Annotated in this window: 20 protein-coding genes and 2 pseudogenes; 12 read left to right on the top strand and 10 right to left on the bottom strand. The window is 56.1% G+C overall.

Annotated features, from left to right (window positions below; all coding sequences use genetic code 11):
• Nucleotides 1–106 precede the first annotated feature (106 nt).
• Nucleotides 107–4,192 (top strand): protein kinase domain-containing protein, encoded by a 4,086-nt coding sequence (locus NB063_RS20360; protein ID WP_250930608.1) that lies wholly within the window; start codon nucleotides 107–109, stop codon nucleotides 4,190–4,192.
• Between the two features lie 57 nt (nucleotides 4,193–4,249).
• Here NB063_RS20360 and NB063_RS20365 read toward each other — a convergent pair whose 3' ends face one another.
• The 5 genes and pseudogenes from NB063_RS20365 to NB063_RS20380 form a co-directional block, all read right to left on the bottom strand.
• Nucleotides 4,250–5,569: a 3-deoxy-D-manno-octulosonic acid transferase gene (locus NB063_RS20365; protein WP_250930609.1), complete on the bottom strand. Its 1,320-nt coding sequence runs from the start codon at nucleotides 5,567–5,569 to the stop codon at nucleotides 4,250–4,252.
• A gap of 141 nt (nucleotides 5,570–5,710) precedes the next feature.
• A complete protein-coding gene (locus tag NB063_RS32750; protein ID WP_456061997.1) occupies nucleotides 5,711–7,384 on the bottom strand; it encodes an SEC-C metal-binding domain-containing protein in 1,674 nt (557 codons plus the stop codon).
• Nucleotides 7,370–8,218: pseudogene (locus NB063_RS32755) on the bottom strand (preprotein translocase subunit SecA); the annotation flags it as partial. The gene NB063_RS32750 and the pseudogene NB063_RS32755, both read right to left, overlap by 15 nt.
• Nucleotides 8,195–9,418: pseudogene (locus NB063_RS32760) on the bottom strand (preprotein translocase subunit SecA); the annotation flags it as partial. The pseudogenes NB063_RS32755 and NB063_RS32760, both read right to left, overlap by 24 nt.
• A gap of 86 nt (nucleotides 9,419–9,504) precedes the next feature.
• On the bottom strand, nucleotides 9,505–10,371 hold the full coding sequence (locus tag NB063_RS20380; protein ID WP_250930610.1) for a Nif3-like dinuclear metal center hexameric protein: 867 nt from the start codon (nucleotides 10,369–10,371) through the stop codon (nucleotides 9,505–9,507).
• A 335-nt stretch (nucleotides 10,372–10,706) separates the two neighbouring features.
• Between NB063_RS20380 and NB063_RS20385 the strand changes: the two genes are divergently transcribed.
• The gene (locus NB063_RS20385; protein ID WP_250930611.1) at nucleotides 10,707–11,777 is read left to right on the top strand and encodes a TolB family protein; all 1,071 of its coding nucleotides are present in this window, start codon (nucleotides 10,707–10,709) and stop codon (nucleotides 11,775–11,777) included.
• Nucleotides 11,778–11,869: 92 nt separating this feature from the next.
• On the opposite strand, the gene NB063_RS20390 is transcribed toward NB063_RS20385, so the two are convergent.
• Nucleotides 11,870–13,030 (bottom strand): Gfo/Idh/MocA family protein, encoded by a 1,161-nt coding sequence (locus NB063_RS20390; RefSeq protein WP_322975258.1) that lies wholly within the window; start codon nucleotides 13,028–13,030, stop codon nucleotides 11,870–11,872.
• Between the two features lie 240 nt (nucleotides 13,031–13,270).
• Here NB063_RS20390 and NB063_RS20395 point away from each other — a divergent pair, with 240 nt between their 5' ends.
• Complete coding sequence (locus NB063_RS20395; RefSeq protein ID WP_250930613.1) at nucleotides 13,271–13,954, top strand: hypothetical protein; 684 nt, start codon at nucleotides 13,271–13,273, stop codon at nucleotides 13,952–13,954.
• A 119-nt stretch (nucleotides 13,955–14,073) separates the two neighbouring features.
• On the opposite strand, the gene NB063_RS20400 is transcribed toward NB063_RS20395, so the two are convergent.
• Nucleotides 14,074–14,754, bottom strand: a complete 681-nt coding sequence (locus tag NB063_RS20400; RefSeq protein WP_250930614.1) for an RNA polymerase sigma factor — start codon at nucleotides 14,752–14,754, stop codon at nucleotides 14,074–14,076.
• A gap of 135 nt (nucleotides 14,755–14,889) precedes the next feature.
• Between NB063_RS20400 and NB063_RS20405 the strand changes: the two genes are divergently transcribed.
• Both NB063_RS20405 and NB063_RS20410 read left to right on the top strand, forming a co-directional pair.
• Complete coding sequence (locus NB063_RS20405; protein WP_250930615.1) at nucleotides 14,890–15,279, top strand: 4a-hydroxytetrahydrobiopterin dehydratase; 390 nt, start codon at nucleotides 14,890–14,892, stop codon at nucleotides 15,277–15,279.
• Entirely contained in the window at nucleotides 15,276–15,617 is a 342-nt protein-coding gene (locus tag NB063_RS20410) for a hypothetical protein (protein ID WP_250930616.1), read from the top strand. Before NB063_RS20405 ends, NB063_RS20410 begins: the two co-directional genes overlap by 4 nt.
• A gap of 106 nt (nucleotides 15,618–15,723) precedes the next feature.
• Here NB063_RS20410 and NB063_RS20415 read toward each other — a convergent pair whose 3' ends face one another.
• Entirely contained in the window at nucleotides 15,724–16,158 is a 435-nt protein-coding gene (locus NB063_RS20415) for a secondary thiamine-phosphate synthase enzyme YjbQ (RefSeq protein ID WP_250930617.1), read from the bottom strand.
• A gap of 378 nt (nucleotides 16,159–16,536) precedes the next feature.
• Here NB063_RS20415 and NB063_RS20420 point away from each other — a divergent pair, with 378 nt between their 5' ends.
• The 5 genes from NB063_RS20420 to NB063_RS20440 all read left to right on the top strand — a co-directional run bounded on the left by NB063_RS20420 (nucleotide 16,537) and on the right by NB063_RS20440 (nucleotide 21,372).
• Nucleotides 16,537–16,866: a hypothetical protein gene (locus tag NB063_RS20420; protein ID WP_250930618.1), complete on the top strand. Its 330-nt coding sequence runs from the start codon at nucleotides 16,537–16,539 to the stop codon at nucleotides 16,864–16,866.
• Nucleotides 16,867–17,037: 171 nt separating this feature from the next.
• Nucleotides 17,038–18,210: a Gfo/Idh/MocA family protein gene (locus NB063_RS20425; protein ID WP_250930619.1), complete on the top strand. Its 1,173-nt coding sequence runs from the start codon at nucleotides 17,038–17,040 to the stop codon at nucleotides 18,208–18,210.
• A gap of 445 nt (nucleotides 18,211–18,655) precedes the next feature.
• Entirely contained in the window at nucleotides 18,656–20,344 is a 1,689-nt protein-coding gene (locus NB063_RS20430; RefSeq protein WP_250930620.1) for a GumC family protein, read from the top strand.
• On the top strand, nucleotides 20,298–20,822 hold the full coding sequence (locus tag NB063_RS20435; RefSeq protein ID WP_250930621.1) for a glycosyltransferase family protein: 525 nt from the start codon (nucleotides 20,298–20,300) through the stop codon (nucleotides 20,820–20,822). The genes NB063_RS20430 and NB063_RS20435 overlap by 47 nt, the downstream gene beginning before the upstream one ends.
• Before the next feature lie 4 nt (nucleotides 20,823–20,826).
• Entirely contained in the window at nucleotides 20,827–21,372 is a 546-nt protein-coding gene (locus NB063_RS20440; RefSeq protein WP_250930622.1) for a hypothetical protein, read from the top strand.
• On the opposite strand, the gene NB063_RS20445 is transcribed toward NB063_RS20440, so the two are convergent.
• Nucleotides 21,360–21,866, bottom strand: a complete 507-nt coding sequence (locus NB063_RS20445) for a tRNA (cytidine(34)-2'-O)-methyltransferase (RefSeq protein ID WP_250930623.1) — start codon at nucleotides 21,864–21,866, stop codon at nucleotides 21,360–21,362. The two genes, NB063_RS20440 and NB063_RS20445, sit on opposite strands and share 13 nt — an antisense overlap.
• Before the next feature lie 867 nt (nucleotides 21,867–22,733).
• Between NB063_RS20445 and NB063_RS20450 the strand changes: the two genes are divergently transcribed.
• Both NB063_RS20450 and NB063_RS20455 read left to right on the top strand, forming a co-directional pair.
• Nucleotides 22,734–23,960, top strand: a complete 1,227-nt coding sequence (locus NB063_RS20450) for a DUF1559 domain-containing protein (RefSeq protein ID WP_250930624.1) — start codon at nucleotides 22,734–22,736, stop codon at nucleotides 23,958–23,960.
• A 328-nt stretch (nucleotides 23,961–24,288) separates the two neighbouring features.
• Nucleotides 24,289–24,468 carry a hypothetical protein gene (locus NB063_RS20455; protein ID WP_250930625.1) on the top strand — a complete coding sequence of 60 codons (180 nt, stop codon included), beginning with the start codon at nucleotides 24,289–24,291 and terminating at the stop codon, nucleotides 24,466–24,468.
• Between the two features lie 117 nt (nucleotides 24,469–24,585).
• Here NB063_RS20455 and NB063_RS20460 read toward each other — a convergent pair whose 3' ends face one another.
• Nucleotides 24,586–25,386: an MBL fold metallo-hydrolase gene (locus tag NB063_RS20460; protein ID WP_250930626.1), complete on the bottom strand. Its 801-nt coding sequence runs from the start codon at nucleotides 25,384–25,386 to the stop codon at nucleotides 24,586–24,588.
• Nucleotides 25,387–25,404: the final 18 nt, after the last annotated feature.

Genomic DNA, 25,404 nt, shown 5'->3' on the forward strand with positions numbered 1-25,404 from the left:
GTCGACGACCAAAACCGATCGATCAATCGAAATACGGCCAGTCAATTCGGTATTCTACGGAAGATGTGAACAGCCGCCCTCATCAGCAAACGATTCGAGCAGAGTCATGAACCGTCAGATCGACCTTGAACTACTCTTTGCCGCCTTTGCAGTTAAGAAAGCTAATATCGACCGTGAACAACTCAGCGAAGCGGTAGCGAAAACGAGCGTCGGCAACACGATCGCCGAGACGTTGGTCAGCTCCGGCATGATCGACGAAACACAACGCCGGGAAATCGATGCCGCCATTGAAAACCACCTGAGCCGGCATCAAAACGACAGTTCAGCGGGTCTGGCGGCAATCGATCCGCTCCCGTTCCCCTTATCCATTTTCGACCATTTTTTGAAAACCTGCGATCCGGACGATGTCAATCTCGCTGTCGAGCCCGAATCGCAACTGACCTATCGCACGATTGTCCCTGACGAACTCGGCAACACTTCCTCGAACGTTTCAGGACATCATGCGGTCGACAAAGCCAGCATTCCTTCTCGTTTTCGTTCCAAGCGATTTCATGCTCGGGGCGGACTCGGCGAAATCTATCTCGCCACCGACGTGGAAGTCCAACGCGAAGTCGCATTGAAGGAAATCCAGAATCACTATGCCGATGACCTGGCGAGTCGGCAACTGTTCATCGTCGAAGGTTCCATCACCGGGTCGCTCGAACACCCCGGTGTCGTGCCGATTTACGGCATGGGGCAATACGAAGACGGCCGCCCATTTTACGCGATGCGTTTCATTCACGGCGAGAGTTTGAAAGCTGCGATCAAACAGCTTCATTCGGGCGAGCCTCTTTTTACGAACGCGCGCGACCCTTCGCTCGCGTTGCGGCAACTTCTCAATCGATTCCTCGACGTCTGCAACACGATCCACTACGCGCACAGTCGCGGGGTACTTCACCGCGATATCAAACCCGACAACATCATGCTCGGGCCTTACGGAGAAACTCTCGTCGTTGATTGGGGACTCGCCGCGATCTATCAACGTCAGGGTGCCGATGGTGACGGCACCATCGAAGATTCATTCGACAACCACGCAATCCGATTTGAATCGATCCGTCTGACCGACGCTTCCGATGACAAAGTCCTCGGCACCGTGCCCTACATGTCGCCCGAGCAGGCACAGGGCCGACAAGCGGAGATGCAACCTTCCAGCGACGTATTCAGCCTCGGCGCGACGCTGTATACGATCCTCACCGGGACACTCATGTACTCGGCATCGTCAAACGGACGTCTGCTCGAGCAAGCCAAACTGCGTGAGTCGATTGACGCCACCCAAATCAATCCCAGCATCCCCGTTGCGTTGGCCGCCATCTTAGAAAAAGCGACCGCCAAATCCCAATCCGATCGCTACCAAACCGCCAAACAACTCGCGGACGACCTCGAGGCTTGGCTCGCCGACGAGCCCATTACCGCCTACCAAGAACGTTGGCACGAAAGACTCCGTCGCTGGATGCGACAACACAGAACGTTCGTGACGACCACGCTGGCGGCATTGCTGATGTCGATCATCGGACTGAGCATCTTCGCCGTGCTGCTTTCGACGAAAAATGACGAGATCGCCGCACAACGTGACACCGCCGAGCGCAACCTCGTCGCGGCCCGCCAAGCGGTAAGGGAATCATTCGTCAAAATCAGCGAGGACGAACGGCTCAAAGCTGAAGGACTCGAACAACTCCGCCTCAATCTTCTCAAATCGCCCGAACCCTTCTTCGTCGAATTCCTCGCTCAAAAACCAGAAGACCCGCGACTCCGTTTGGAACAGGCCCAGTGGCGATCATTGCTCGCCGATATCGTTCGCAACACCGAATCACCCGTCGACGCGATCGAACTTTACGAAACGGTTCAGGAAAACCTGCAAAGCCTCGCCGATGATTTCGAATCGCCAAACTCGTGGCCAGACAAGACGACGGGAATCGAATACGCCAACCTGCGTGCGGCAACGCAATTGCAACTCGCGTCGCTCTATGAGCTGACCGGCCAATACGATCAATCGATCGACCACGCTCGGCGAGCGATTAAATACGCAGAAGAAGTCGTCAGCCCTCAAACGACATTGACGCAGATCGAAGCATTGACGCAATTGGGGAAAACACAATTCGTCACGGGACAAACCGATGCTGCCATTAAAACGCTCGATACCGCGATCAACCGCCGTGCCTCGGCGAGCGATCTTTTCCCCGACGAGTGGCGTCTACGACTCAACCATGCCTTGGTTGCCCGCGCCGACTGCCGGGCGGCAACGGGAGACATTCAAGCTGCGGTCGATGACTGGCAATCGGCATTGGATCAGGTCGAATCACTCGAAATCAGCCGCGAAAACAAAATCACCGCGATCGAATTTCGCACCCGCGTTTTGATCGAGATCGCCAGAGAAATCGGAAACGCTCGCCTGCCGCATCGTTCACTCAAGTACGCGCAACAAGCACGAGAGCTCGCACAACAACTCGCCAACCGACACCCGGACAACCTCACCTACGCTGAACTCCTGATCGACGTTGAAAACACCTTGGTGACAATGCGTGCGATCGCCGGACCGGGCGTCGATCCCGATGCGGTTCGAAACGGGTTGACCAAAGGCATCGAAATATACGGTCGACTCGTCGACGAAAATCCGCGTGTGGTGATGCGCCGTTATCGCTGGCTCAAAGCTCGTCTGAATCTGGTGTTCGCGGAACTCAGAGCCGGCAATTCACCGGACGATGCCAAAGCCGAAGCGTCCAAGATTTTGGCTGCCGTCGACGATCTCGCCATGCAGTTTCCGCAGCTGCCCGTGATTCAAGTGCTCTACGCAAAAACATTGATCAACAACGCCCTGTTGTCGCTGTGGTTTGATGACGGCTCATCGATACCGCAAATCCGGCGACGGTGTGAAGACGCGGCCAGTGTCTTGAAACGACTGGACGGTTTGCCGGCACGGGTCGATTGCACCGAAACCTGGGCGACCCTCTATTCAGTATTTGGACGAATCGATCAGGCATCAGAAAACTGGATCGATGCGGCAAACAAGGAAGTCGAACGACGTGAACTGATGAAACAATTCCCGACGGAGTATTGGGCGTTTCCATTCCCGAACGAACGAAGTGTCGATTCGCTCGACACCGAAGCGCAATACCGTTTCGCGGCGGGGCAGGTCGACGAGGGTTTCAAAAGACTCGACGACGCAATCGCGATCCGGCAAACGCTCGTCAGCAGTTTCCCAGCCGAGCCGACGCTTCGCAAAAGCCTCGCACTGTCACTGCGAGACTACGGCGATTGGTTGAAAGAATTCGATCTCGAAAATGCCGACAGCCGTAGCAATGCGTACACGCGGCAGAGTCTCGATATTCTCAAAGACGTCGAATGGAAGGAATTGGAAAATTCGCAATTGCAATCGATGATCGGCGACCTCGCACAACTCGCCACGATTCATTCCGCCACCGGAGAAATCGAAACCGCGGTGGAAGACTGCACCCGGGCTCGCGAGGCGGCACTCGAACTGCACCGTCGCTCACCGACGATCGATCATCTCACGTATCGATTGCTCGTCGACAACCTGCTCATCGGCTATCTGCTCGAACTCAACCGTGACGTCGACGACTTGGTCAACTCGTTGCACCAGACGGTCACAAGCATGCTGATTGATTACCAACATACCGCGAACGTTCGTGACACCGCGATGCTCGCGTATCGCCAAACCGCAGCCCACTTTCACAGCAAGAAAAGCTACGAACAGGCAAGGTACTTTTTGTCCGAAGCCTACAAGATCAGCGACGAGAGCCCGCAAGCGTCGACGATCGCCGTCAACCTGAGCGACGCGGAGATCCGGCTCGGTTCGTTTCTAGCGGGAACAGAACGATCGGCGCCGTTGCTCAAGCTCGACAATCTCGATGCCATGTCGTACTACAACCTCGCAGTCAACTTTTCGCTCGCGATCAGGGCCATAAAGCTCGACACGGCAATGAGCCAACCGGTGAGAGACTCTCTCTCACAGTGGTATCTGACCAACGCCATCGATGGTCTCGAGAAAGCCACTGCGGGGGGCATTTTTGACGATCCCGTTTGGCGATCGACATTCAAAGGCGATGCCGATCTCAACTCGATCCGGGACACCGATGCGTTTCGCCAATTTCAGAAACAGCAGATCCCCGCTACCGATCCAACCGACGACCAATAACTTATGGAATGCGATTGCGGATCACTTTACAAACCGCCTTCGCAACGGGAGCGATTGCTAAGCGGCTCGGCGTTGCTGCCTTGCCCGTGAATTGCCAATGCCGAGCATGTCAATCGTTCGGTCATAGGCTCCGCGATGCTCTTCAACAATCGACTGAGCGGTTCGCCCGAGTTCGTCAGCGGCGGGTATGTCATCGAGGCAACGTCGAACGAACTTTTCGAGCTCAGCCTCATCGGCAACCCGAACCGCGCCTCCGCCATTGATGAGCCGACCTGCAATCGTATCGAAGTTCTTCGTGTTGGGACCAAACGAGACCGCGCACCCGTAGCCGGCCGGTTCGAGCATATTTTGCCCGCCCCGGTCGCCAAAACTGCCACCAACGGTCGCGAGATGGGCAACGCCCCACCAGTGTTTTAGCTCGCCAATCGTGTCAATAAGGATAATCTCGTCGCTCTCCCACTGATCCGCGTATTGGCTGTCATTTCGACTCCGCCGGATCACACGATCACCACTTGTGGTGATTAAGTCGGCGACGCGGTCAAAACGCTCCGGATGCCTCGGGACGAGGATCAATCGCAACTCGGGGTGCTCCTGACGAAGGCGACGATAAACGCTCAGGGCCAATGCCTCTTCACCCGACTGGGTACTACCGAAGCACCAGACACGATGCCACGCGTCCACTCCGGCCCAGTTCATTCGGGCGGCGACTTCGGCCGTTTCTCGCGAGCGGGGAGCGTTGTCGAATTTCAACGATCCCGTTACACGCGTTCGCGTCGGATCGACACCACAATCGACAAATCGCTTGGCCGTCGTGACGTCTTGGCATCCGACCGCCGAGAGACGTGAGAAAGTGGGTGCGAGCAGCTTGGCGAACTTCTGATAGCCTGCCGCACTTCGTTCACTCAGTCGCCCGTTAATCACGGCGACCGGGCATCCGATTCCATCCGCGGCGGCGATCAGGTTGGGCCACAACTCCAGCTCCGCGAGCACCAATTGTTTGCACCGGAGATTGCGGAGCGTGCGAGAAACCGCCCACGAGAAATCAAGCGGACAGAAAAAGACCTGGTCGGCCCCAAAAAGTCTTACCGCCAAGTCATACCCGGTGTCGGTCGACGAACTGATCACAATCCCGGTGTCGGGCGAACGCCGGGCAAGCCGTTTGACGAGTTCGGGCAGCAAACCGACTTCGCCCACGCTCACCGCGTGCAACCAAATCGTCTCTCTGTGATCGCCAACCAACTCGGCGGCGCGGCGACGTGACAACCCGAATAGTTTTTGCCCCACACCGCGTCGATAGCGTCCGTGACGAAACATCCGGTACAGGATCACCGGTGACAACATCGTCAGCGCAGCGGCGTAAAGCAGATTCAGAAACATCCTTGTTCCTTCGAGTTTGTATACGGTCGATGTTGGTCGGCCCGCTCGGCTCAGCGGCATCACGCCCGCGTCTGCTGGGCGACGGATTAACTCAGAGAGGAATCCGTCCGTCTTTCCGGCAGCGGGTCGCTTTTATCTCTTTCAAACCATTTTTCTCATGCAGCACGATTTGTACTTTTTGCCACTGCCGCATGGGCAAGGCGCATTGCGTCCGACACGTGGTTCTTCCTTGCGGATCGGTTCCGGCTTGGCTTCTTCCCGATCGCCTTCGCTGCTAGACGCAGCCCGCTGTGCCGCGGTATCGCCTGACAATCTCGCGGTCGAGCCAGCCTCGTGTGCGTCGTCATGGCGGGCTCGTGCGTCGATCCATGTACTGCGGATAAATTCCTCGTTGAACGATTCCATGCGGAAGATCAGATCGGAAACACGTTCGCCGATCGCACCCCACATCGTCTCGAACAACCGCATCCCTTCGCGTTTGTATTCGACCTTCGGATCCATTTGGGCATAGCCCTTTAACCCCACGCTGCTGCGGAGGTGATCCATCGTTAGCAAGTGATTCTTCCACGAATCATCGACGATATTCAGCAGGATCTGACGCTCCATCCGCCGCATCTCCGGATAGTATCGGTCATCGACCGCACCTTGGACTGCGAGAGTCAGTTCGGCGCGGTTCATCCGCGACAAGTCTTCGACGGTGGTTTCGTGATCCAGATCGCTGCGGAGCCAATCGACGAGTGACTCGAGCTGACCGCTGTCACCACTGGCCAACAAAGCGGTCGTTTCGTCGTCGGCACCCGAGAAGATCTCGGCAACCTTCGCAATCGCTTCGTCTTGAGCCACAACCGACGCACTTGCGGTCGCCTTGCTGTGTTGGATCAACTGCTGTTTCAGCTCATCGCGGTTGAGCTTGATCTCATCGAGCGACAACTCAGTGTTGAACCGCCCCTTCACCCAACCGATCAAGCCTTCACGGTCGAGCGAAACTTGCGTGCCTTGTTTTTCGGTGTACCGCGAGATTCCGGTGAGCACTGGATATTCGGCTTCCTTTTCCGCATAAGCCGCTTCGGCGCGGAGCATCAGCGATTCGGTGACCGTCCGGCGATCTTCGACATCACGGAACTCTTCCGGGGTGGTCTCGATGCCAAACTTATGACGCATCCAACCGCACAGAACTCGCAACCCATACTCGGCATCGAGTAACGGTTCGCCTTCGCTGAGGTCGGTGCTCGCGATCAGTTCGTGAGCCTTCTCCACAAACGTGTCGACCATCTCATCGCGATCGAGTTTTTTGAGTTGATGATCATCGTATTGGGTTTGCAGACGCGTGTTGGCCCATGTCGCCATGGCCTTCCAATTCCACTCGTCATCCATACCGCTCGGCAAGTTTTCTTCCACCGCCTCGGCGACCATGACTTCGGCTTTCCGCTCCGCTTGGTCTTTCGCATAGCTGTCTGCCATCTCGAAATCCATGTTGATGAAATCACGAGAATCGAGCTGGCACTGGAGCTTCGACCCGGCAAACGTCGCGAAGGTATCGACGCCGTAATTCGGTTCGAGGAAGGTGTCGACGTGTGTTTGGATCTCGGTACGAATCAGTCCGAGAATCATGTTGCGTGACGAGTGACCGTCGAGCAGGTTTTGGCGGTAACGGTAAACACGTTTGCGTTGCTCGTCCATGACTTCGTCGTACTCGAGCAGGCTCTTGCGAATTTCGAAGTTGCGTTCTTCGACTTTCTTTTGAGCGGCGGCGATGCGGCGGGTCACGAGCGTTGATTCGATCGCTTCGCCCTCCTTCATGCCCATCCGTTCCATAATGCTCTTGACGAAATCACCTGCGAAAATCCGCATCAGATCGTCTTCGAGCGACAGGAAGAATCGGCTGCCACCGGGGTCGCCTTGACGACCGCAACGACCACGGAGCTGCAAGTCGATCCGGCGTGATTCGTGACGTTCGGTACCGAGCACGTACAAGCCACCGAGTTGACGCACGACTTCGCCTTCGGCTTTCATGCCTTCGCGTTCGTCGATCACTTTGACGAGTTGATTCCACACGTCATCTGGCACTTCCAGACGCGTCGGATAGGTGTGTTGCAGTTGTGCCCACGCCATCGTTTCCGGGTTACCACCGAGAATAATGTCGGTACCCCGACCGGCCATGTTAGTGGCAATCGTGACCGCACCGATTCGCCCAGCCTGTGCAACAATCTCGGCTTCACGACCGTGTTGTTTTGCGTTCAGAACACTGTGGGGGATGCCGCGGCGTTCGAGCATGTGAGCGAGCCGTTCGCTCTTCTCGATGCTGACGGTACCAACGAGTACGGGACGCCCGGCACGCTCGATCGCGATGATCTCGCTACGAGCAACCGTGTTCGCGGCCTTCTCGTTCTTGGCAATAATGGTTACCTCATCATCGGTTTCACTTTGGATCTTACCCCAAATTTCGCTGCCGTCTTTAAGCGACAAGACGTCCCATTTATGGGTCCGTTCGACGTCGTCGGCGATCGCGTTGAATTTGTCTTTTTCGGTGAGGTAAATCAGGTCAGGGTGTTCAATCCGCTGCATTTGACGGTGCGTTGGGATTGCGACCACTTCGAGTTTGTAGATCTTGTAGAACTCGTCGGCTTCTGTCATCGCCGTACCGGTCATCCCGGAGAGCTTCTTGTACATCTTGAAGATGTTCTGCAACGAAGCCGTGGCAAACGTTTGTGTTTCCTGCTTGATCGGCACGCCTTCTTTGGCTTCGCAGGCCTGATGCAAACCATCGGACCATTGCCGGCCCTCCATCAAACGACCGGTAAACTCGTCGACAATGACAATCTGCTTGTCTTTGATCACGTAGTTCACGTCGAGCTTGTAGAGATAATGTGCTTTGAGCGCGTTATCGATCAGGTGCGGCCATTCCATGTTGCCGGCCGTGTAGAAGCTCTCCACGCCCGCGAGTTCTTCCGCTGCCCGCACGCCTTCATCGGTCAGCGTGACGTTGTGCTGTTTTTCATCGACGGTGAAGTGGATGTCCTTTTGCAGTTGTCGAGCGACTCGATCGGCCTCGGCATAACGTCCCAAATCAAGATCGGCAGGGCCGCTGATGATCAAGGGAGTCCGAGCCTCGTCGATCAGAATATTGTCAACTTCGTCAATGATCGCGTAGTTAAGCGGCCCTTGGCACTGTTGAGCTTCTCGAGGGAAACGATCGTCGCCCTTGCCGGCCGGACGCATGTTGTCCCGCAGATAATCGAAACCGAATTCGTTGTTCGTTCCGTAAGTGATGTCGCATTGATAGGCGGCTTGTTTGGCTTCAGTGCTCATCCCCGATTGGATCGCGTTGACCGTCAATCCCAGGTTCATGTACAGCGGTGCCATCCATTCCATGTCACGACGGGCGAGATAATCGTTGACCGTGATGACGTGAACACCCTTGCCTTCTAGCGCATTGAGGTAGGCAGCTAGGGTCGCACAGAGCGTTTTACCTTCCCCGGTGACCATTTCCGCAATCGCACCCGAATGCAAAACCATGCCCCCGATGAGCTGCACGTCGTAGTGCCGCATCCCGAGGAAACGTTTACTGCCTTCGCGGCAGACGGCGAACGCCTCCACGAGAAGATCGTCGAGCGTTTCACCTTGCCGGAGGCGTTTCCGAAAGTTTTCGGTTTGGGCACGAAGCTCGGTATCACTCATCGCCTCGTAACGAGACTCCAGAGCGGTAATTTTATCGACGCGTTCTTGCAACCTGGCAACGTGGCGTGCGTTAGCCGAACCGAAAACGCTGGTGGCGAGCTGACCAACTTTTTCGAAGGTTCCTCCGAAAAGAAGGCCGAGAAGGTCCCAGATGCGCTCGAGGATGGACATAGATGTTAAGGGGGGCGAGGGCGAAACGGTGCGGTCAGGAAAGGGGAAAAGCGTGCGGTTTACGTAAACCGTGCCAGCGTTCAACGTTACGGGTTCTGGGAAACTGGGTCAACTGCGATCACGTCACGCTCTCTGCGACTCGCCCAGACCTCCGGCCCTGCCTCATTCGCCATTCTGGCTTGGGGCTTGAGGGAAGCCAGCTCGGTTTGCAAACGCCGGGCCAGAGACTCCATCGCAAACCGTTCACTGGCGTAGTGTCCGACCAGGGCGAGCGATAAACCAGTGTTTTCCGCTTCCAAGCAGGTGTGAAAGGTTGCCTCGCCGGTGAGCAGCATGTCGCAACCGACCCGTCGGGCGGCTCCCACGAAACTGCCACCACTGCCACATCCGACGCCGATCCGCCGAACTGGCCGTTGCGGATCGCCCACCAGCCGCGGCAGAGTGGCTCCCGAAAATTCCGCTGCCATGCGAAGGAATTCGTTGGCCGCGACGGCTTCCGGCAAATCTCCATAGCGTCCCGCGCCGAGCGGCACCGTGTCGTCGCTGGAAACTGACGATCCTCCGCCGGCGGCAGCCGAGGGAAGCGGCGAGCCGAGTTGCGGGATCAATGGCCTGAGGCCCGAAATCTTCATCGCCTCGCACCATTGGTCGTTGATCCCACCGGCCGCGGAATCGTAGGCGGTGTGGGCGCTATATAAAGCAGTCCCGGATCGGCACAGCCGCCACACCAATTCCCCGGCCGCCGAGTCGGTGTTGATTTTGCCCATCGGTTTAAACGGTAACGGATGGTGGGCGATGATCAGATCGACGTTTTCGTCCTCCGCTTCACTGACAACGGCAGGCGTCACCGTAAGGCAAGTCATCACTCGGGCGGCCGGAGCCGAACGATTGCCCAATAGCAATCCTACGTTGTCCCAATCCTCAGCGAGCCGCAGCGGCGCGATTTCGGACATCGCTTGACAGAGATGAAGCACTTGCATGGGACGTGAACAGTCGGTGTGACAGGGAAGATGTTTCGGCCGAGACGCTTTTTGGGGCGGAAAAATGCCAGCGTATCGACCGCTATTCCAACCGTAAACGCCTCGAAACTTCCTCCCCAAGTCACCGCGAAGGCTCGGACTCGCCCCCGCGCAATTCACCTCGGATCAACCGAACGATCACATGGACGGAGAAAATCTTGCAACACCCATGATTGCCGCGATCGGGCATCCTATCGGCCGCGTCTCAAACGTTATCTTGGAATAAACTCGCAACGTTGCCTCCAACGCATTCACACAGGGAACCTGTCTTGATCCGCACCCCACGACGAGGTCAGTTCACCATCACTATCCTTTTGTTCGGCTTCTACCTCGCGCCGTCGTGCTGGTCAGAGGATGACGACACCGAGATTCGCGTGCTCCGACGGATCGAACAGTCAGTTCATGAGCTGGGCAAACCCCATTCGGACGAGCGTGCCGCCTTTGTCGACTTGCACGCCCGGCGCAACGAAAAAGGGTTCCGGGCGATTTACACGATGGACCGGGACGGTGGAAATGTTCGCTATCTCGTGGCCGGACCGGGTTTGATTTCGTCGGCAACTCCCGAATGGTCACACAATGGGCACTACATCGCATTCGACGGGACGCCTCAACTGAGCCGATTCACGCTGAGCCGAATCATGGTTGCGGGGATCGCCGGCCCCTTTCGCGGACGCCTTCAAGATCTCGGGCATGGCAACGTGCCGACCTGGTCGCCTGACGATATGCGAATCGCATTCATGCTCAATGGCTCAAACCCGCGTAACGACCGCGGTGGAATCTGGGTCATGAATTCCGACGGCAGCGAACGAAAGTACCTTTGCGACGGGTGGTACCCTCGCTGGTCCCCTGATGGAACACGGCTTGCCATTCAGTGCATCAACAAGCGTCCCAATCGCATTCAGATCTACGACATCGAGACCGGCGACCTCACCGATATCCTCGGAGACGAGATGGAAATCGAATACGCGGGCGGGAATTGGTCTCCCGACGGTCAAGCGCTCGTCTTTGTCGGCGAGCGTAATGGGCAACAACACGTCGCAACGATTGACGCATCCGGTGACATCGACTCGCTCGAAATCCTCTACACCGAACACCGACGAGGTTTTCGTTTGCACGGACCACCCGCGTGGTCACCCGACGGAGAGCAAATCGTCGTTTCCATAGCGGAACCTCAACCGCAGCGGCAATCGGGTCAATGGGACAACACCTATCTCTACACGCTCTCGGTTTCCGACCCAGGACTGATTTCGCTATTGGAACCGCAGCGGATCGGAACGATCAACCGTGGCATGAGTTTTTCGCCCGATGGCAAAACGATCGCTTTTAGTAGCGAGCGTTAACTTAGCGAACAGCAGCTTAAAATGGACTGGGCTTTCGGAATCGGATGGGCTTCACAAGCGTGAAAGCCCCATGAGCGTTCGCACCGGATCGCCTAACGCCGGGCCGCAGGATGGCTCAACGGCATCCACGCCGAGTTCTGCTGATGACTGGCAACGCATTGCTCAATGAACAACATGCCTTCGACGCCGTCATAGACGTTCGGATATACGGTGTTGCGTCGTTCGAACGGCAACCCTTGGGCGCGACGGGCGATGTCGTCAAACGCGGCGGCATAGATATTCGAGAAGGCGCCATAGAAACCTTCGGGGTGTCCGGCCGGCAAACGACAAGAGGCTTCGGCAAGCGTTGTCATGAATCCCGAACCAGGGCTGCGAGTATAGATTTGGTGTGGCTTTCCGTTTCGCCGCACGATCATCTCGTTGGGTGATTCTTGTCGCCACTTCAACGACCCGAGGCTGCCGTCGACTTCGAGCTCGAAATCGTTCTCGCGTCCATGGCTGATCTGCGAAGCCGTGACCGTGCCGAGGGCACCGTTTTGATAGCGGATCACCGCGGTTCCATAATCATCGAGTCGCCGTCCTTCCACAAACGTTTTGAGGTGACAACTGACCGACTCGGGTAATTCCCCGGTAACATAACGGCCCAAGTTGAACGCGTGCGTGGCGATGTCGCCGAACGCGCCGGCGGCACCACTTTTTTCCGGGTCGGTCCGCCATGCGGCCTGCTTGTGATCCCCCTCTTCGACCTTCTCGGCGAGCCAGCCTTGAATGTATTGACTTCGAATCGCATTGATCTGTCCGAGTTCGCCCGCCAAGATCATCTCGCGGGCTTGGCGGATCATCGGGTAGCCGGTGTAGTTGTGCGTTAGGGCGAAGACGACATCTGAATTCTCAACCGTTTTGAGCAATGACTCCGCTTGAGCCAAATCGAACGTCATCGGTTTATCGCAAATGACGTTGAAGCCGGCTTCCACGGCCGCTTTGGCGATTTCGTAGTGCGTGTGATTGGGTGTCGTGATGCTGATGAAATCGACCCGGTCGTCGTCGGGCAAGCGTGACTCGGCGTCGAGCATCGCTTCGTAGCTGCCGTATGCTCGCGATTCATCGACACCGTAGGTGGGGGCGGTCTTCTTGCTCTTCTCCGGGTCACTCGAAAACGCGCCTGCTACCAATGTACAGCGGTGATCGAGTCCCGCGGCCATCGTGTGAACGCGACCAATGAACGACCCCAGTCCGCCGCCCACGATGCCCATGCGAAGTCTACGACTCAGGGGAGGATTCAAAGCCATGTCAATTCTCAGAAGTAAGTAGTCAAGAAACCGAGTCCGATACCGATTCGCGATGCCCCCACGTCCGGTTCGTGCAAGAGCGGCGAATTCTCCAATCGTAAAGTTCTTAGGGAACGGGTACAATCAGAGCGCCAACAGGCGTCCAACGCGTTTCCCATTCGGGATGCTCCGTTTTTTCTGCCAACCCAACCATGTGGTCCCGTGATGCACGAAAACTCCTCTGAAAACTTTGTCGCCTCCTCATCGTCACAAACCGAGGAGGACCTCACGGGCCTCCCCGTTGTCAACACGCAGTCCTGTTGTGGGCTATTTCAGTCAACGACGCTTGGCCGATTGGGTGTTGCGTTGCTCGCGATCGTTGCCGTGACGGCGACCTACGCGGCAACCTACTTCGCCGGCATGGCAAACCACGCGAACTCCCGACCAAGCGACGCGACCGTAAACTGGGCGGGGCTACCGATCGCGAATGCGAGCGCCGCAGTCACGAGTGAAAAATTCTCGATGTGCACCGGTCTGATCAGCGAAGAAAGCGAAGCCCTGTTTGTGCTCGACCACAACTCGGGTTTGCTGCAGTGCTCCGTGCTCTATCCGCGACTCGGCCGATTCATGGCAACGTACACCGTTAACGTCGCCGACGCATTGGGGATGGACGCAAAAGGTGGCAACTACATCATGGCAACCGGTACCGCTGACTTCCCCAGCAGCAGCAATCGTCCGCTCGGTTTCTCCGTCGTCTACGTCCTCGACACTGCATCGGGCAACTACGCCAGCTATGGCATCCCCTTCGACCGGACTGCGATGAAGGCCAATCGTCCACAACAGGGCGTGCTGTTCTTGATCGGCCAAGGAACGGCCAACCCGGTCGTCGACCGTGACGACTTGAGATAGCATCGCCGCCGCCTCGACCACCAGCCAGTGCCTCGTGGTGGTCGTCGGCTGCTACGCGGTCGCTCCCGCAAGCCGGTGAAATATCTCTCTGACGCTTTGCCGGCGTCAGCGACCGCCGGCTAGGAGTTTTCACTGAGTTCTGGAAACACGCCAGGATCAAGATCTTGGCGAGCAATGATCGCTTTGATGCGCGTCAGGAAATCGCTTTTCAAGTTGGCGACTTGTTGTTGTGTGATCCCCAAACGCTCGGCCACTTCAATGTTGCCTCGTCCGGCCACAAAGATTAGCTCGAGCGATTGCAGTTTGATGTAATTGCCGGTTTCTCGCCAACGCTCGATTTGGTCGCGAATCGCGTGGGCGACCACTTTTCGTTCCAGCTCCATACGTTCTGCGCTTCGTGCGATCGAGCTCGCCCCGCGCATCCGCCCCGGAATTTGCATCTCCTCGCCGGACGACCGCTGAGATTCACCGCGCCCGTATAAAGGCAAAGTCGGCCGACGCCCCGTTCGACGAAGGTGATCAGTCAGCTTGTATCCGCAAATCGAAAACAGGTAGTTCTCGAGTCGCCTTCGCCTGTCATAATTCGGCAGCGAAACGAGGAACCCGACGAGAGTTTCCTGGACGATGTCCTCGCTGACGCTGCGGTCCTGTAGCCGCCGGTGAACATAGGCGAGCAGCCGTCCCTCGTATTGATCGATGAGTCGACGCCACGCCGCTTCATCACCGGCCTGGATCGCATCGATCAATTCGGATTCGGATGACTCAGGCGTTTCAGCGGCATCGGAAAGTGGATCGCTCATACAATTAATCTAACACTCTCGTCAGTCAGGCACGATCCTAGCCTGATCGATAAGATACGGTGACCAAACACTCGTGCCCCAGTTACTTCCGAATTCCCCGCCGTGGAATTTCGGATTTTTCCGAAGAGCATTGATATGAACTCCTCCGCCAATCCCAACCCAGACGACGCCCATCCAGGCTGCGACTTGCGTGATTCGCTTGTTCAGGGACGGTGTGTCCCCTGTGAGGGAGGAGTCGAACCGATTGCGGGTGAACAAGCCCAGCAATATGTGCAGGCTTTAACAGACTGGAATCTGGATGAGACCGGGACCCAAATCTCCCGTAAGATCAACACCAAGAATTTTGCCAGGGCGGTGACTTTGATCAATCAGATCGCGGACCTCGCCGAGGAACAAGCGCATCACCCCGATCTCCATCTCACCGGTTACCGCCACCTCCAAATCGTCCTCTCGACCCATGCGATCGGAGGCCTGAGCGAAAACGACTTCATCATCGCTGCAAAAATTGATGAGCTCCTGAAATGAAACTTAGCCCCGATGTCGCCTTGGCACTCCTCGACGAATGCACCGGCGACGATTTATGGAGCGTTGAGCATTGTCTCCAACGGCGTGTCCCGCAGTCATGGATCGACGAACTGGCCGATGCGTTCGAGACGAGCTACCGTGTCAGCAGCCAGACGATATACGTTACCGATCCTGACACCGGCCGCCGGATCGTCAATCAGTACTACGGTGTCCGTGACGTCGATCTGGCAAAACGGATTGCCGTCGACCTGGGCCTCGATGTCGAATCGATCGCCGCCTCATGCATGTCTCGTCAAGCGATCGTGCGAATGATTAAAGAAGCGATCATGGACGGTTGATCACATCGGATAGCGAACTGCAACGAACACGATCCTAAGCACCCCCGCGACGCTTCAAGCTAGGCAAACTAGCAAGTTTAACCAAGTGACGTTTGCAGACCACGGCTTAGGCGCTGCTGTGATCACCTTGCAGCGTCAGCACGAGCCTCCGCGATGATGCACGATCGCGATGTTCGCAGAGATAGATTCCCTGCCAAGTTCCCAAACGCAAACGACCATCACGTACCGGCACAAAGACACTGGCTCCCATCATCGATGCCTTCACATGGGCAGGCATGTCATCGGGTCCTTCGAGCGTGTGAACATAGGCAAGATCTTCGGGCACCGCGTGGTTCATTGCGGTTTCAAAATCAATCCGCACATCCGGATCGGCGTTTTCGTTGATCGTTAAGGAGGCACTGGTGTGAGTGATAAAACAGTGCAGCAACCCGATCCGCAATCGTGACAAATCGGTTGCCGCTTGTTCGATCGCCGAAGTGATTAAGTGAAATCCTCGCGGTCGGGCCGGCAATTGAAGTTCGTACTGATACCAAGCGGTCACGGAAATGTCCTAAAAAAGGGGTGTGCTAAAAAAAAACCGAAAATTTTTCTGTTGCCCCAACCGGTCCTGCGGATTATCCGAAAGTGGGGGGAAACGAGGTCAGATGCAATCTTCAGACCGCCTAAATCCCAATTGCAACCCCACTCAGCAAAACCACCAACAGCCCCTTCACAAGCACGCCAAAGTAAGATACGCCCCCCTTGAAGGATTCATGAAGATTTGCCAGGAATTTGGCGCATCATTTTTCGTCACTCCTTACCTGTTCAGGACGAAACTGCTAGGCGAACGCAGCAACGCATTCATCGGGGTTTGTGCACGAGGCTCCAATGGAATTTTCTTGACTACCCATCATTCTCGCGAATAATCCACTCGTGTGTGATGTCCCACGCCGAAACGGAATTCGCCACCGGACTGTCGACCAACTATTTGATATCGCGATCCGAACGGATGGGACAGCGATACCTTCAGGAATACAAGAGACGCATGACCCATTGCAAAAACGTTTTCGAAGCGATCCTTCGGTATGGCCATGATGAAGACTTCAGCCCACAAGAGGATGAATGTTTCGTTGCTACCGACGCGCCCGCAGGCAGCCCCGAAAAGATCGAGGTTTTGCGGCGTCGAGTGGAATTGGGCCAGCCTTTGTGGCACACCACCGATCGCGTTGACTACAGTGGTCTGACCGGAGCGATTCGCCCTCGGGAGTAGAAGCCCGCACAGATCATTCCCACAGTCAATTCAATTGACCCAGAACCCCGTACGCTCCCGCGCGTGCGGGGTTTTTTCGTGCCGTCGTCGTCGCCTAACCCCTGCCCGTGAGGTCTGTTATGATGGCTCGTTCCGTCTTCTCGTTCGAATACTCGTCAGGACTCGCGATAAGTGAAGCTACGTGTCGGCTTGATCGGTCTGGGTGACCACTGGCAAACCATGCACCGACCCGCCCTACGGATGCTCAGCGAGCGTTTTGACGTCCGAGCCATCTACTGTTCGGTGGCGAAGTTGGCCGAAAATGCGGTCACTGACTTCCAGGCTGATCCCGTCGATGGCTACCAAACGATGGTCGCCCGTGACGACATCGACGCGGTTCTGATCCTGGAACAGACCTGGCTCAAACACCTCCCCGCCCTCGCCGCCTGTAGCCAGGGGAAAGCAATCTATTGGGCCAGCGGACTGGATTTTGATCCGGTGGAAGACGCCGAATTCAAACGTTGTGTGGAGGATTCAGGGATCGCCTTCATGGCCAGTTTCCCACGCCGCTTCGCACCCGCGACGTTGCGTTTGAAAGAATTGATCGCGACCAACCTCGGTGCGCCGCGACTGCTTTTTTGCCACAAACGGCTGAGCCTGTTGGAGCAACAAACGCGGCTCTCCCGGCGGGGTGATTCCGTCCGTCGCAGCGGTGGCGAGAAATCCCGCGATGACACAAGGCCGACGAATTCGCACGGCCATGTCGACGCCCAGGCGACAATGCGCAACGAACTAATCGAACTGATCGATTGGTGCAATTATGTCGTCGGAGGAAAACCTGAGAGTGTGATGTCGGCCAATTGCTCGCCCGACACCGAGTGGGACTACCGGGCCTTGAGCCTTCGATTCTCGCCCCCATCCAATACGCCGATTCAACTGCGAAAGGCGGCCGCAAAGCAGTGGGAAACCCGATCGCCCCACTCCTTCCCGCAATATTCCGCACCAACGCCTGCGGAGCCCGCGATTCCTGTGGCAACCGCGCAGATCAGCTGCGGCAACTACATCCCCGCCAAATGGCAGGAGGCGATCGGATTCCGGCCTCCCGCTGGAATGCAGGTTTGTTGTGAACACGGAGTCGCCTTCATCGACCTCCCCGGGACGTTGGTTTGGTTCGATGATGCGGGGCGTCACCAGGAATCGCTCGAGAGCGAATCGCCGGTGGGAGAAAAAATCTTGGGCCAATTTCATCGGGCGGTGACGAGCCTGGTGCGAAACCTCAGCGGACTCGAAGACGCTTTCCGAGCCGCCACGATCCTGAAAGCCGCCGAGCTGAGCAGCGAATCCGGCCACCGCATCGAACTGTGAAGAGACCCCCAATCGCGAAGCTCGCGAGTGAGTTTTCTAAAAACTGTTCAACTCCGCAACGAAATTCGCCGATCTACCTTGCTGCAGATGGCCTCGTGCCTAGAATGCATTTAGCAAGCCTTGTGAGGCTTGTCAGGACTCAGCCCATAACATCGGCAGAGGGATCATTTTCAGGGCACGCCTGAGTCAATCCAAGGCATGTGCAGTAGCACGCCGAGACTCACGCGTTTCTCCCAGCGGCTCCATTTGCCGCCGCGTGGCTGAGACCGAATTGGACCGGCAGGTCGTCTCGATGGAGACAACCTGCCGGTTTTTTTATGCTCGCACCGAATTTTCGTGCTGTGGTGGGCAAATCCACACCGGTGCACGGACCAAATGCTGCGAAAATGCAAATTCCAACTAAGCTGGATGCTTCTTGACCGCGCCCAATTTTGTTGTTTTTGCAATGAATCACGCCCCACCCCCAGACAACGGCATCGACCTGGATCATTTCCGCCCGATGCGTTTAGACGATCTGTTCGGCGCGTTTTGGCGTCACCGCGTTTCGGCGGTGGTGGTCGCAACTCTCTTGTTGCCATTCCTGCTGCTAGCCGTTTTTCTGATCCCGGCTCAGTATGATTCGTATGCACAACTGCTCGTCCGGCTTGGCCGCGGTGCGGTTTCGTTGGACCCGACCGCGTCTCTTTCGCCGTCGGTTTCACTGCAAGACAGCCGCAGTTCGCAGGTCAACAGCGTGCGGGAGATGCTGCAAAGCCGCGTGATGGCCCAGCGTGTCGTGCGCGAGGTAGGTGCCCAACGCATTCTCGAACCACGTAGCACGATCTCGAAACTGAGCAAAAATCTGACCGGGTGGATTCCCGCAGGCGAACCGAGGCCGCTCGGCGACATGTCCGCCGAAGAAGTGACCGCCCAGATCCAAGAGGAGTTGGCGATCATGAAATTCCAGAAGGCGATGGATCTGTTCACAGCGCCCGATTCTTACACGATCGATTTGGAAGTCCGCACCGAAGATCCGTTCTTATCGCGTGATCTGCTGAACACGTTGATCGAGGTCTACCAAGAACATCACGCCGCCGCTCATCGCTCAGAAGGCTCGTACGAATTCTTTGCCGAACAAGCGAACATCGCCTACGAGCGAGCGATGGCCGCAAAAGAAGCATTGCGTCTGGCCCACTCCGATCGTGGCATGATCGACGTGGGGTCCTCGCAAACCGCATTGCGAACGCTCCTCAGCCGGATTGAAGGCGATCTCGTCCAAACCGAAAGCGAATTGGCATCCGCAGTATCTGAGATCCAAGGTCTCAGCGACGAAATTCAATCCTCTCCGAGCACCATCGAGAGCGAAGTCATTCACGGCATTCCCAAAACGACCGCCAGCACGATGCGGCAAAGCCTTTATGATCTTGAAGTCCAATACCACGAGCTGGATGCCAAATACAAAGACGACCACCCCAAAATGCGTGCGTTGCGAGAACAGCTCGCCGCTTCCTCCAAAATCGCAAACACCGAACGTGGCGATCAGCCACAAACTCGCGAAGCGATCAATCCGATCCGACAATCACTCGAGTTATCCCGTCGTCAAACCTTGAGCCGCCTCGCCGGACTGAAATCCAAACAGCGTGAATTGAATTCGCAACGGGAAAAGCTTCTCGAAGACCTCGATCAACTTAACCACGACGAAGTCGACCTGACGCAGATGAACTGGGAGGCTTCCCTGGCCGAGCAGGAATACCTTCGGGCTGCGGAAGCACGCGACAACGCCAAAATGATTGACCAGCTCGCGTCGGGCCGCGTTAGTGAAATCGCCGTCGTACAAGACGCCAGCTTGGGTTTGAAAAAGGTGAAACCACAACGCGGCATCCTGGCAATTCTGGTGACCGTGTTGGCGTTCGCATTTGGCATTTTCCAAGCGGTCACTCGCGGGCTATTGTTCGACCGAACACCCAACCACGCCGTGCGGCGTGGCGGCTTGACTTCCCGGATCGGCCCTCGATTTGATCGCCCTAACGAAGAGTCACGAGAGTTCGTCACCACCAACGAATCGGCTCACCACGGGTCGGCTCGCATGCCTGGACTGAGCTCCATTCGTGACGAACTTGTCGATTCGCCGTCTGCTCTCGGAGTCCCACGATAGCGATCGCTCGGCGGTTTCGCCCGCGTTAGTCGGGACGTTATCTCCTGCCGATCCGATCTTATTTTTCCAACTGCAAGCAACCCTCGCATACGCAGTTCTACTAGTCCGTAGCTACGATCGATTGCGTGGCGGAAAGGATGTGGTGTTCGAGGCGGAGGCGGACATGCTCGAAGGATTCGGGCACGAGGTAATGTGCTACACACGACGCAACGAGGACATGGTCAATCAGGGACGGCCGGCCAATCGGAGGAATACGGATTGGAATCGTGCGGTTGTCGATGACATTTTTCGGATGATCCAGGAACACCGAATCGAGTTCGAGCATTCCCACGACACGTTTCCCGCGAATTCGCCTTTGTCGATTCGGGCTGCCCACGAGGCCGACGCGGTGACCGTCCAAACGCTCCACAACTCACGACCGCTCTGCGCGACGGCCGTGTGCTATCGCGATAACCAACCCGTGCACCGTTGGCATTGACAAAATGTTTGCGTTGCCCGCGATCCGACATGCCTGCTTTGACGACAGTCGAATGGCGTTGAGCGTTGTCGTGCCCAAAAAAATGTGGTCCACGCGCCACGAAGACATTGCAAACCTACCTCGACGTTGCGATTGCCCGACGCAGTACATTCGCCAACGCTACGAGTCCGCGAAGTACCTGATTTCGCGAATCGCGATGAAACCCCATTTCGTTGAACATGACCTCACTCCCGGTGACGGTGGAGGCCGCTACGCCGTATTCATCGACCGACTCAGCGAAGACAGATGGTCTGCGGACGCGCCTTCACGCGTGGCCCAGACTTCGAGGCCAACTGCCGCTCAAGATCATCGAAAAAGAGCCGTTGGAAGACGGAATCCGTTGCCTTTCGAAGGTCTCAAACGACGACGTAGAAAATCAACGACAAATCAACGACAAATCAACGACAAATCAACGACAAATCAACGACAAATCAACGACAAATCAACGACAAATCAACGACAAATCGACGACAAGTCAACGGAGTCGAATAGCAACACTCAGCTCAAATAAGAACACTGTCGAACATGTTCAAACAGCACGATCCCGGCTGTCGTTGCGAGGTTCAGACTGCGAACCTTGCTGGTCGTGGGCAGACGCAATGCTCGCTCATCGTTGGGATCCATGAGATGAGCTGGTAAACCACTCGTCTCGCGTCCGAAGATGAACACGTCGCCGACGTTCATCGGAGCGTCCCACAAACTGCGTTTGGCGAAGCGTGATAAAAAAAAGAATCTCGATGGATCCAGTCGAGAAGTCAGCGTCTCCCAATTCGGAACCATTTCGATATCGAGATGCTGCCAATAATCCAGTCCGGCTCGACGCAGGCGTCTTTCGTCAAACGAAAACGCGGCCGGTAGCACGATCCACAGCTTCGCCCCGACGGCCACGCAACTGCGTCCGATGTTGCCTGTGTTCTGAGGAATTTCGGGCTGATACAACACCACATGAACAGGAGGCGAAACAATCTCAGTCGGCTCACCGGAGTGCGGCAATGGGTTATGCATGGGATCCATCACGAGACGGCAACAATTCGGACTTTCACGTCAACGTATCTTTCGACGAACTTCGCATGATAACTGTGTCACGCGAATCGCAAACCGCCCCCCACACACGATGCCAGCGGCGTCGCCACAACGGAATCCTGCCGCATTCCGGTTCTCACAAGCTCGCGTTCTAAGTTTGACTTTTCACGTTTTGCTTTGGACGAATCACTTGCGATTCGCTTTGTAAAACAATTGTGCCAGTTGCTTGAAACCCTGAGCCGGCTGTGCTGGCGAAACAATTGAGACAATTGTTCTACAATAGGACGACGCATCGCCCGAAAAGTGCAAAAGTCGAACGAAGCATCTGCATCGCTACTTTCATTTTTGTCGTGAAGGTGTCGCTAACGCTTAGGCGGAGCTTTGGATCACCGTGCTTTCGGCAAAGCTTCGCACAGACGCATGCCTGCAATCGCACGAAAGCAACCGTGATCGACTTCAATTGTCAAGCAAAGTGAATGCGATCAAGAACGTAGCCAAACTCGGCAACCACCTTGCTACGTCGTATCGGCCTAGCGCGTCCGGAGCGATCGCCTGCCGTCGCGACCGCAACTGCTTCGGCTGACGCACAACCGAAACCATTTGACGCAAAGTCGAAACCGACGTTTTTAAGAACAATCCGAGGTTTCAAACCGAGCGTGCATGACCCGGCGAGGAATCCCAGAAACGCTCATTTAGAAGCCAGGCTTATATTAGAAAGAAAACTTCTGAGTTTTAGCGCAAATAACCTGCATGGAGACCGGATGTACTACCAGGGAATCCAAAGCACCGCAAACAACAACTTAAGCGGAACGATTTCCCGTTACATTCTTCTCTGTTAAGGGTATTCACATGAAACGTTATCGATCGGCATTCACTCTCGTCGAACTGTTGGTGGTCATCGCGATCATCGGCGTGCTCGTAGGCCTTCTTTTGCCGGCCGTGCAGGCGGCTCGTGAAGCGGCTCGTCGGATGAGCTGCAGCAACAACTTCAAACAAATCGGTTTGGGAATTCACAACTATCACTCCGCATACAAAGGTCTCCCAGTTCACGGAACCGGCACGGACCGTCCTGCTGGCCAGCAGATCTACGCGGGTGACAGCAACGGAACGAGCATCAACCGTCGCGGATCGTTCCTGATCAGTGTCCTGCCATTCATTGAGCAGCAAGCACTGTGGGAGCAAATTTCCAATCCTCTCAACGTTAAGGCGGATGGATCGAGCAAGAATCCACCATGGCAAGCGATGGGACCTGGCGTTGCTCGACTCGACTACGGTCCATGGGCAACCAACATCCCCACCTTCCGTTGTCCCAGCGACCCCGGCACGGGCTTGCCTTCGCTCGGCCGCACAAACTACGCCGCCTGCACGGGCGACTCGTCGGTCATGTCTCGTGAAGGAACCGTATTCGTTCACAAGGTCAGCAGCGGTGCAACGATGCCTTACACGGCAAACAATCAACAGCAAGCTGAGCGATCACGGATGGTTCATCGCGGCATGTTCATATTAAACACAAAAATGAAATTCCGGGACACGCTCGACGGACTATCCAATACAGTCATGTGTGGTGAAATCGCCACGGACTTGGGCGATTCCGATAACCGGACATCGATGCCGCAGAACGATTCGATCAACGATAAAGCAGGTCATGGTCGAAGAGAGTGCCGCAAGAACCCACGCTACATGGACCAGTTCCACGATCCCGAAAGGCCTCAGTTCTGGCAATCCGGAGCAAACCCAAGTGTTTTGATCGGACGCGGTTATCGCTGGCATGATGCCATGCACTTCTTCACCCAAGTGCACACCATTCTGCCTCCGAACTCAGGGATTTGCACAGGTGGTCGGACCAGCAATGACTCGATGGTCACCGTTTCCAGTCGCCACCAAGGCGGTGCTCACGTCCTGATGGGTGACGGAGCAGTGAAATTCGTTACCGATTCCATCGAGGCTGGCAACAGCAATACCAGAATGGTGTCGTACCACACGAGCACTCCTGCTCCGGGTTCGCCAAGTCCTTATGGGCTTTGGGGTTCGCTCGGTACACGTGCCAACAAAGAAGTGATCGACGAAGAGTTCTAGACCGAACGTTCGAATGACCAGTCACAAACCCCGGCCATCGCGTTCGATGGCCGGGATCGGGTCACACCACTCGATGGCACAGGCTTAGAGAGCCGACGGCGCTAAGCCCAATGCCATCTATTTTGTTAGCGGTGCGGCGCAAGCTGCCCGGTTACAGCGAGTAAGAAGTTCGAAATCTACCGGGTGGCTCGCGCCGCTCCGCGATAAAAACCACCCGGTTAGTGCGAAGGTAGACGGAATTGGGCTCGAGCCATCCGTTCCCATCAAGATTCGCCTAAAGCCCGTACCATTCGTCACACCACCATTAACACATCTTTAAGGAGATTACATGAGATCCAGAATTTTGCTTTGCACCTTTATTGCGGGTGTCATCATCGGATGCTCGTCACCTGAAGCCTCGTCCGTTGCTGACGGACTCAGCCAACAGCAGATCGATGACTACAACGCCTTGGTAGAACAAGAAGCGAAACTCGCCGCAGAAGCGGAAGAAATCGGAAAAGGCGAATAGCGACGGTTCACAATCGACTATCCAACGAAAGGCTGCTGTGGTCCCCACATCAGCCTTTTTTTATCTGTTGACACATTGCCCTGTTCATACGCCCAACCCGCGGCGTACCGGGACAGATCAGGACGGCAGTTGCAAACCTTCGGGAAGGATCCCCTGGGCGACTTCATCGTCCCACTGATCCATCAACGGCCAACCGTCAGCGAGGGTTCCGAAGTCCGCCATGTGCAAATAGCCTTGCACACGCTCGATGACTTTATCGAGCATCGCGTTGTCCTTAGCGAAGATCGGCCCGTGACTCGGGGCCAACCATCGGACGTCGCTATTGCGGATTCGAGTCAGAGACTTAATGAAGGCTTTGATATCACTTCCGTGGTGGGCGTCGATCGCTCCGATGCACCCATCGCGGTAGACGTTGTCTCCCGAGAGCAAAACGTCGCCCAAACGAAACGCCAACTGGCTGTCGGTGTGTCCCGGTGTATGCCAGACTTCGAGTTCGAGGTCTCCGACGCGGATGATGTCGCCGTCATTGACCTGGTTCTCGATCTCGACAGGTGGCATGGCCAAATTCAGGTTTTGGGCTTCGATCAACGCCAGTGTCTTGAGGGTGTCACCCGTCCGCAGCGGTTCCACCGCATTGGGATGCGCCGTTACCGTCGTCTTGAGTGCCTGTTTGGCCTTCGCAAGACCCTGGATGTGATCCACGTCGGCGTGCGTGGCGATCAACGATTTGCATCGAGACAGAGGGAAATCCAAATCACGGATGATCTGAATGTAGTCATCGACCGTTTCTTCGTACCCAATATCGATCAACACCCACTCATCTTGGTCATAGACCAGATAAAGGTTGCAACCGAGGACCTCACCGGCTTGGAAGTTAAGCTCGATGACACCGGGGAAAAGAGGTTTGCGTGGAATCATGAAGAGAAGATATTCAGG

It is taken from the genome of Aporhodopirellula aestuarii (assembly GCF_023701485.1).
Taxonomy (GTDB): Bacteria; Planctomycetota; Planctomycetia; order Pirellulales; family Pirellulaceae; genus Rhodopirellula; species Rhodopirellula aestuarii.

Coding starts and splice junctions, on each gene's coding strand:
- NB063_RS20450 (WP_250930624.1), top strand. CDS start 22,734: ATGAAACGTTATCGATCGGCATTCACTCTCGTCGAACTGTTGGTGGTC.
- NB063_RS20430 (WP_250930620.1), top strand. CDS start 18,656: ATGAATCACGCCCCACCCCCAGACAACGGCATCGACCTGGATCATTTC.
- NB063_RS20410 (WP_250930616.1), top strand. CDS start 15,276: ATGAAACTTAGCCCCGATGTCGCCTTGGCACTCCTCGACGAATGCACC.
- NB063_RS32750 (WP_456061997.1), bottom strand. CDS start 7,384: ATGGAACGGATGGGCATGAAGGAGGGCGAAGCGATCGAATCAACGCTC.
- NB063_RS20420 (WP_250930618.1), top strand. CDS start 16,537: ATGTCCCACGCCGAAACGGAATTCGCCACCGGACTGTCGACCAACTAT.
- NB063_RS20460 (WP_250930626.1), bottom strand. CDS start 25,386: ATGATTCCACGCAAACCTCTTTTCCCCGGTGTCATCGAGCTTAACTTC.
- NB063_RS20445 (WP_250930623.1), bottom strand. CDS start 21,866: ATGCATAACCCATTGCCGCACTCCGGTGAGCCGACTGAGATTGTTTCG.
- NB063_RS20455 (WP_250930625.1), top strand. CDS start 24,289: ATGAGATCCAGAATTTTGCTTTGCACCTTTATTGCGGGTGTCATCATC.
- NB063_RS20405 (WP_250930615.1), top strand. CDS start 14,890: ATGAACTCCTCCGCCAATCCCAACCCAGACGACGCCCATCCAGGCTGC.
- NB063_RS20365 (WP_250930609.1), bottom strand. CDS start 5,569: ATGTTTCTGAATCTGCTTTACGCCGCTGCGCTGACGATGTTGTCACCG.
- NB063_RS20440 (WP_250930622.1), top strand. CDS start 20,827: ATGTTTGCGTTGCCCGCGATCCGACATGCCTGCTTTGACGACAGTCGA.
- NB063_RS20400 (WP_250930614.1), bottom strand. CDS start 14,754: ATGAGCGATCCACTTTCCGATGCCGCTGAAACGCCTGAGTCATCCGAA.
- NB063_RS20395 (WP_250930613.1), top strand. CDS start 13,271: ATGCACGAAAACTCCTCTGAAAACTTTGTCGCCTCCTCATCGTCACAA.
- NB063_RS20360 (WP_250930608.1), top strand. CDS start 107: ATGAACCGTCAGATCGACCTTGAACTACTCTTTGCCGCCTTTGCAGTT.
- NB063_RS20380 (WP_250930610.1), bottom strand. CDS start 10,371: ATGTCCGAAATCGCGCCGCTGCGGCTCGCTGAGGATTGGGACAACGTA.
- NB063_RS20390 (WP_322975258.1), bottom strand. CDS start 13,030: ATGGGCATCGTGGGCGGCGGACTGGGGTCGTTCATTGGTCGCGTTCAC.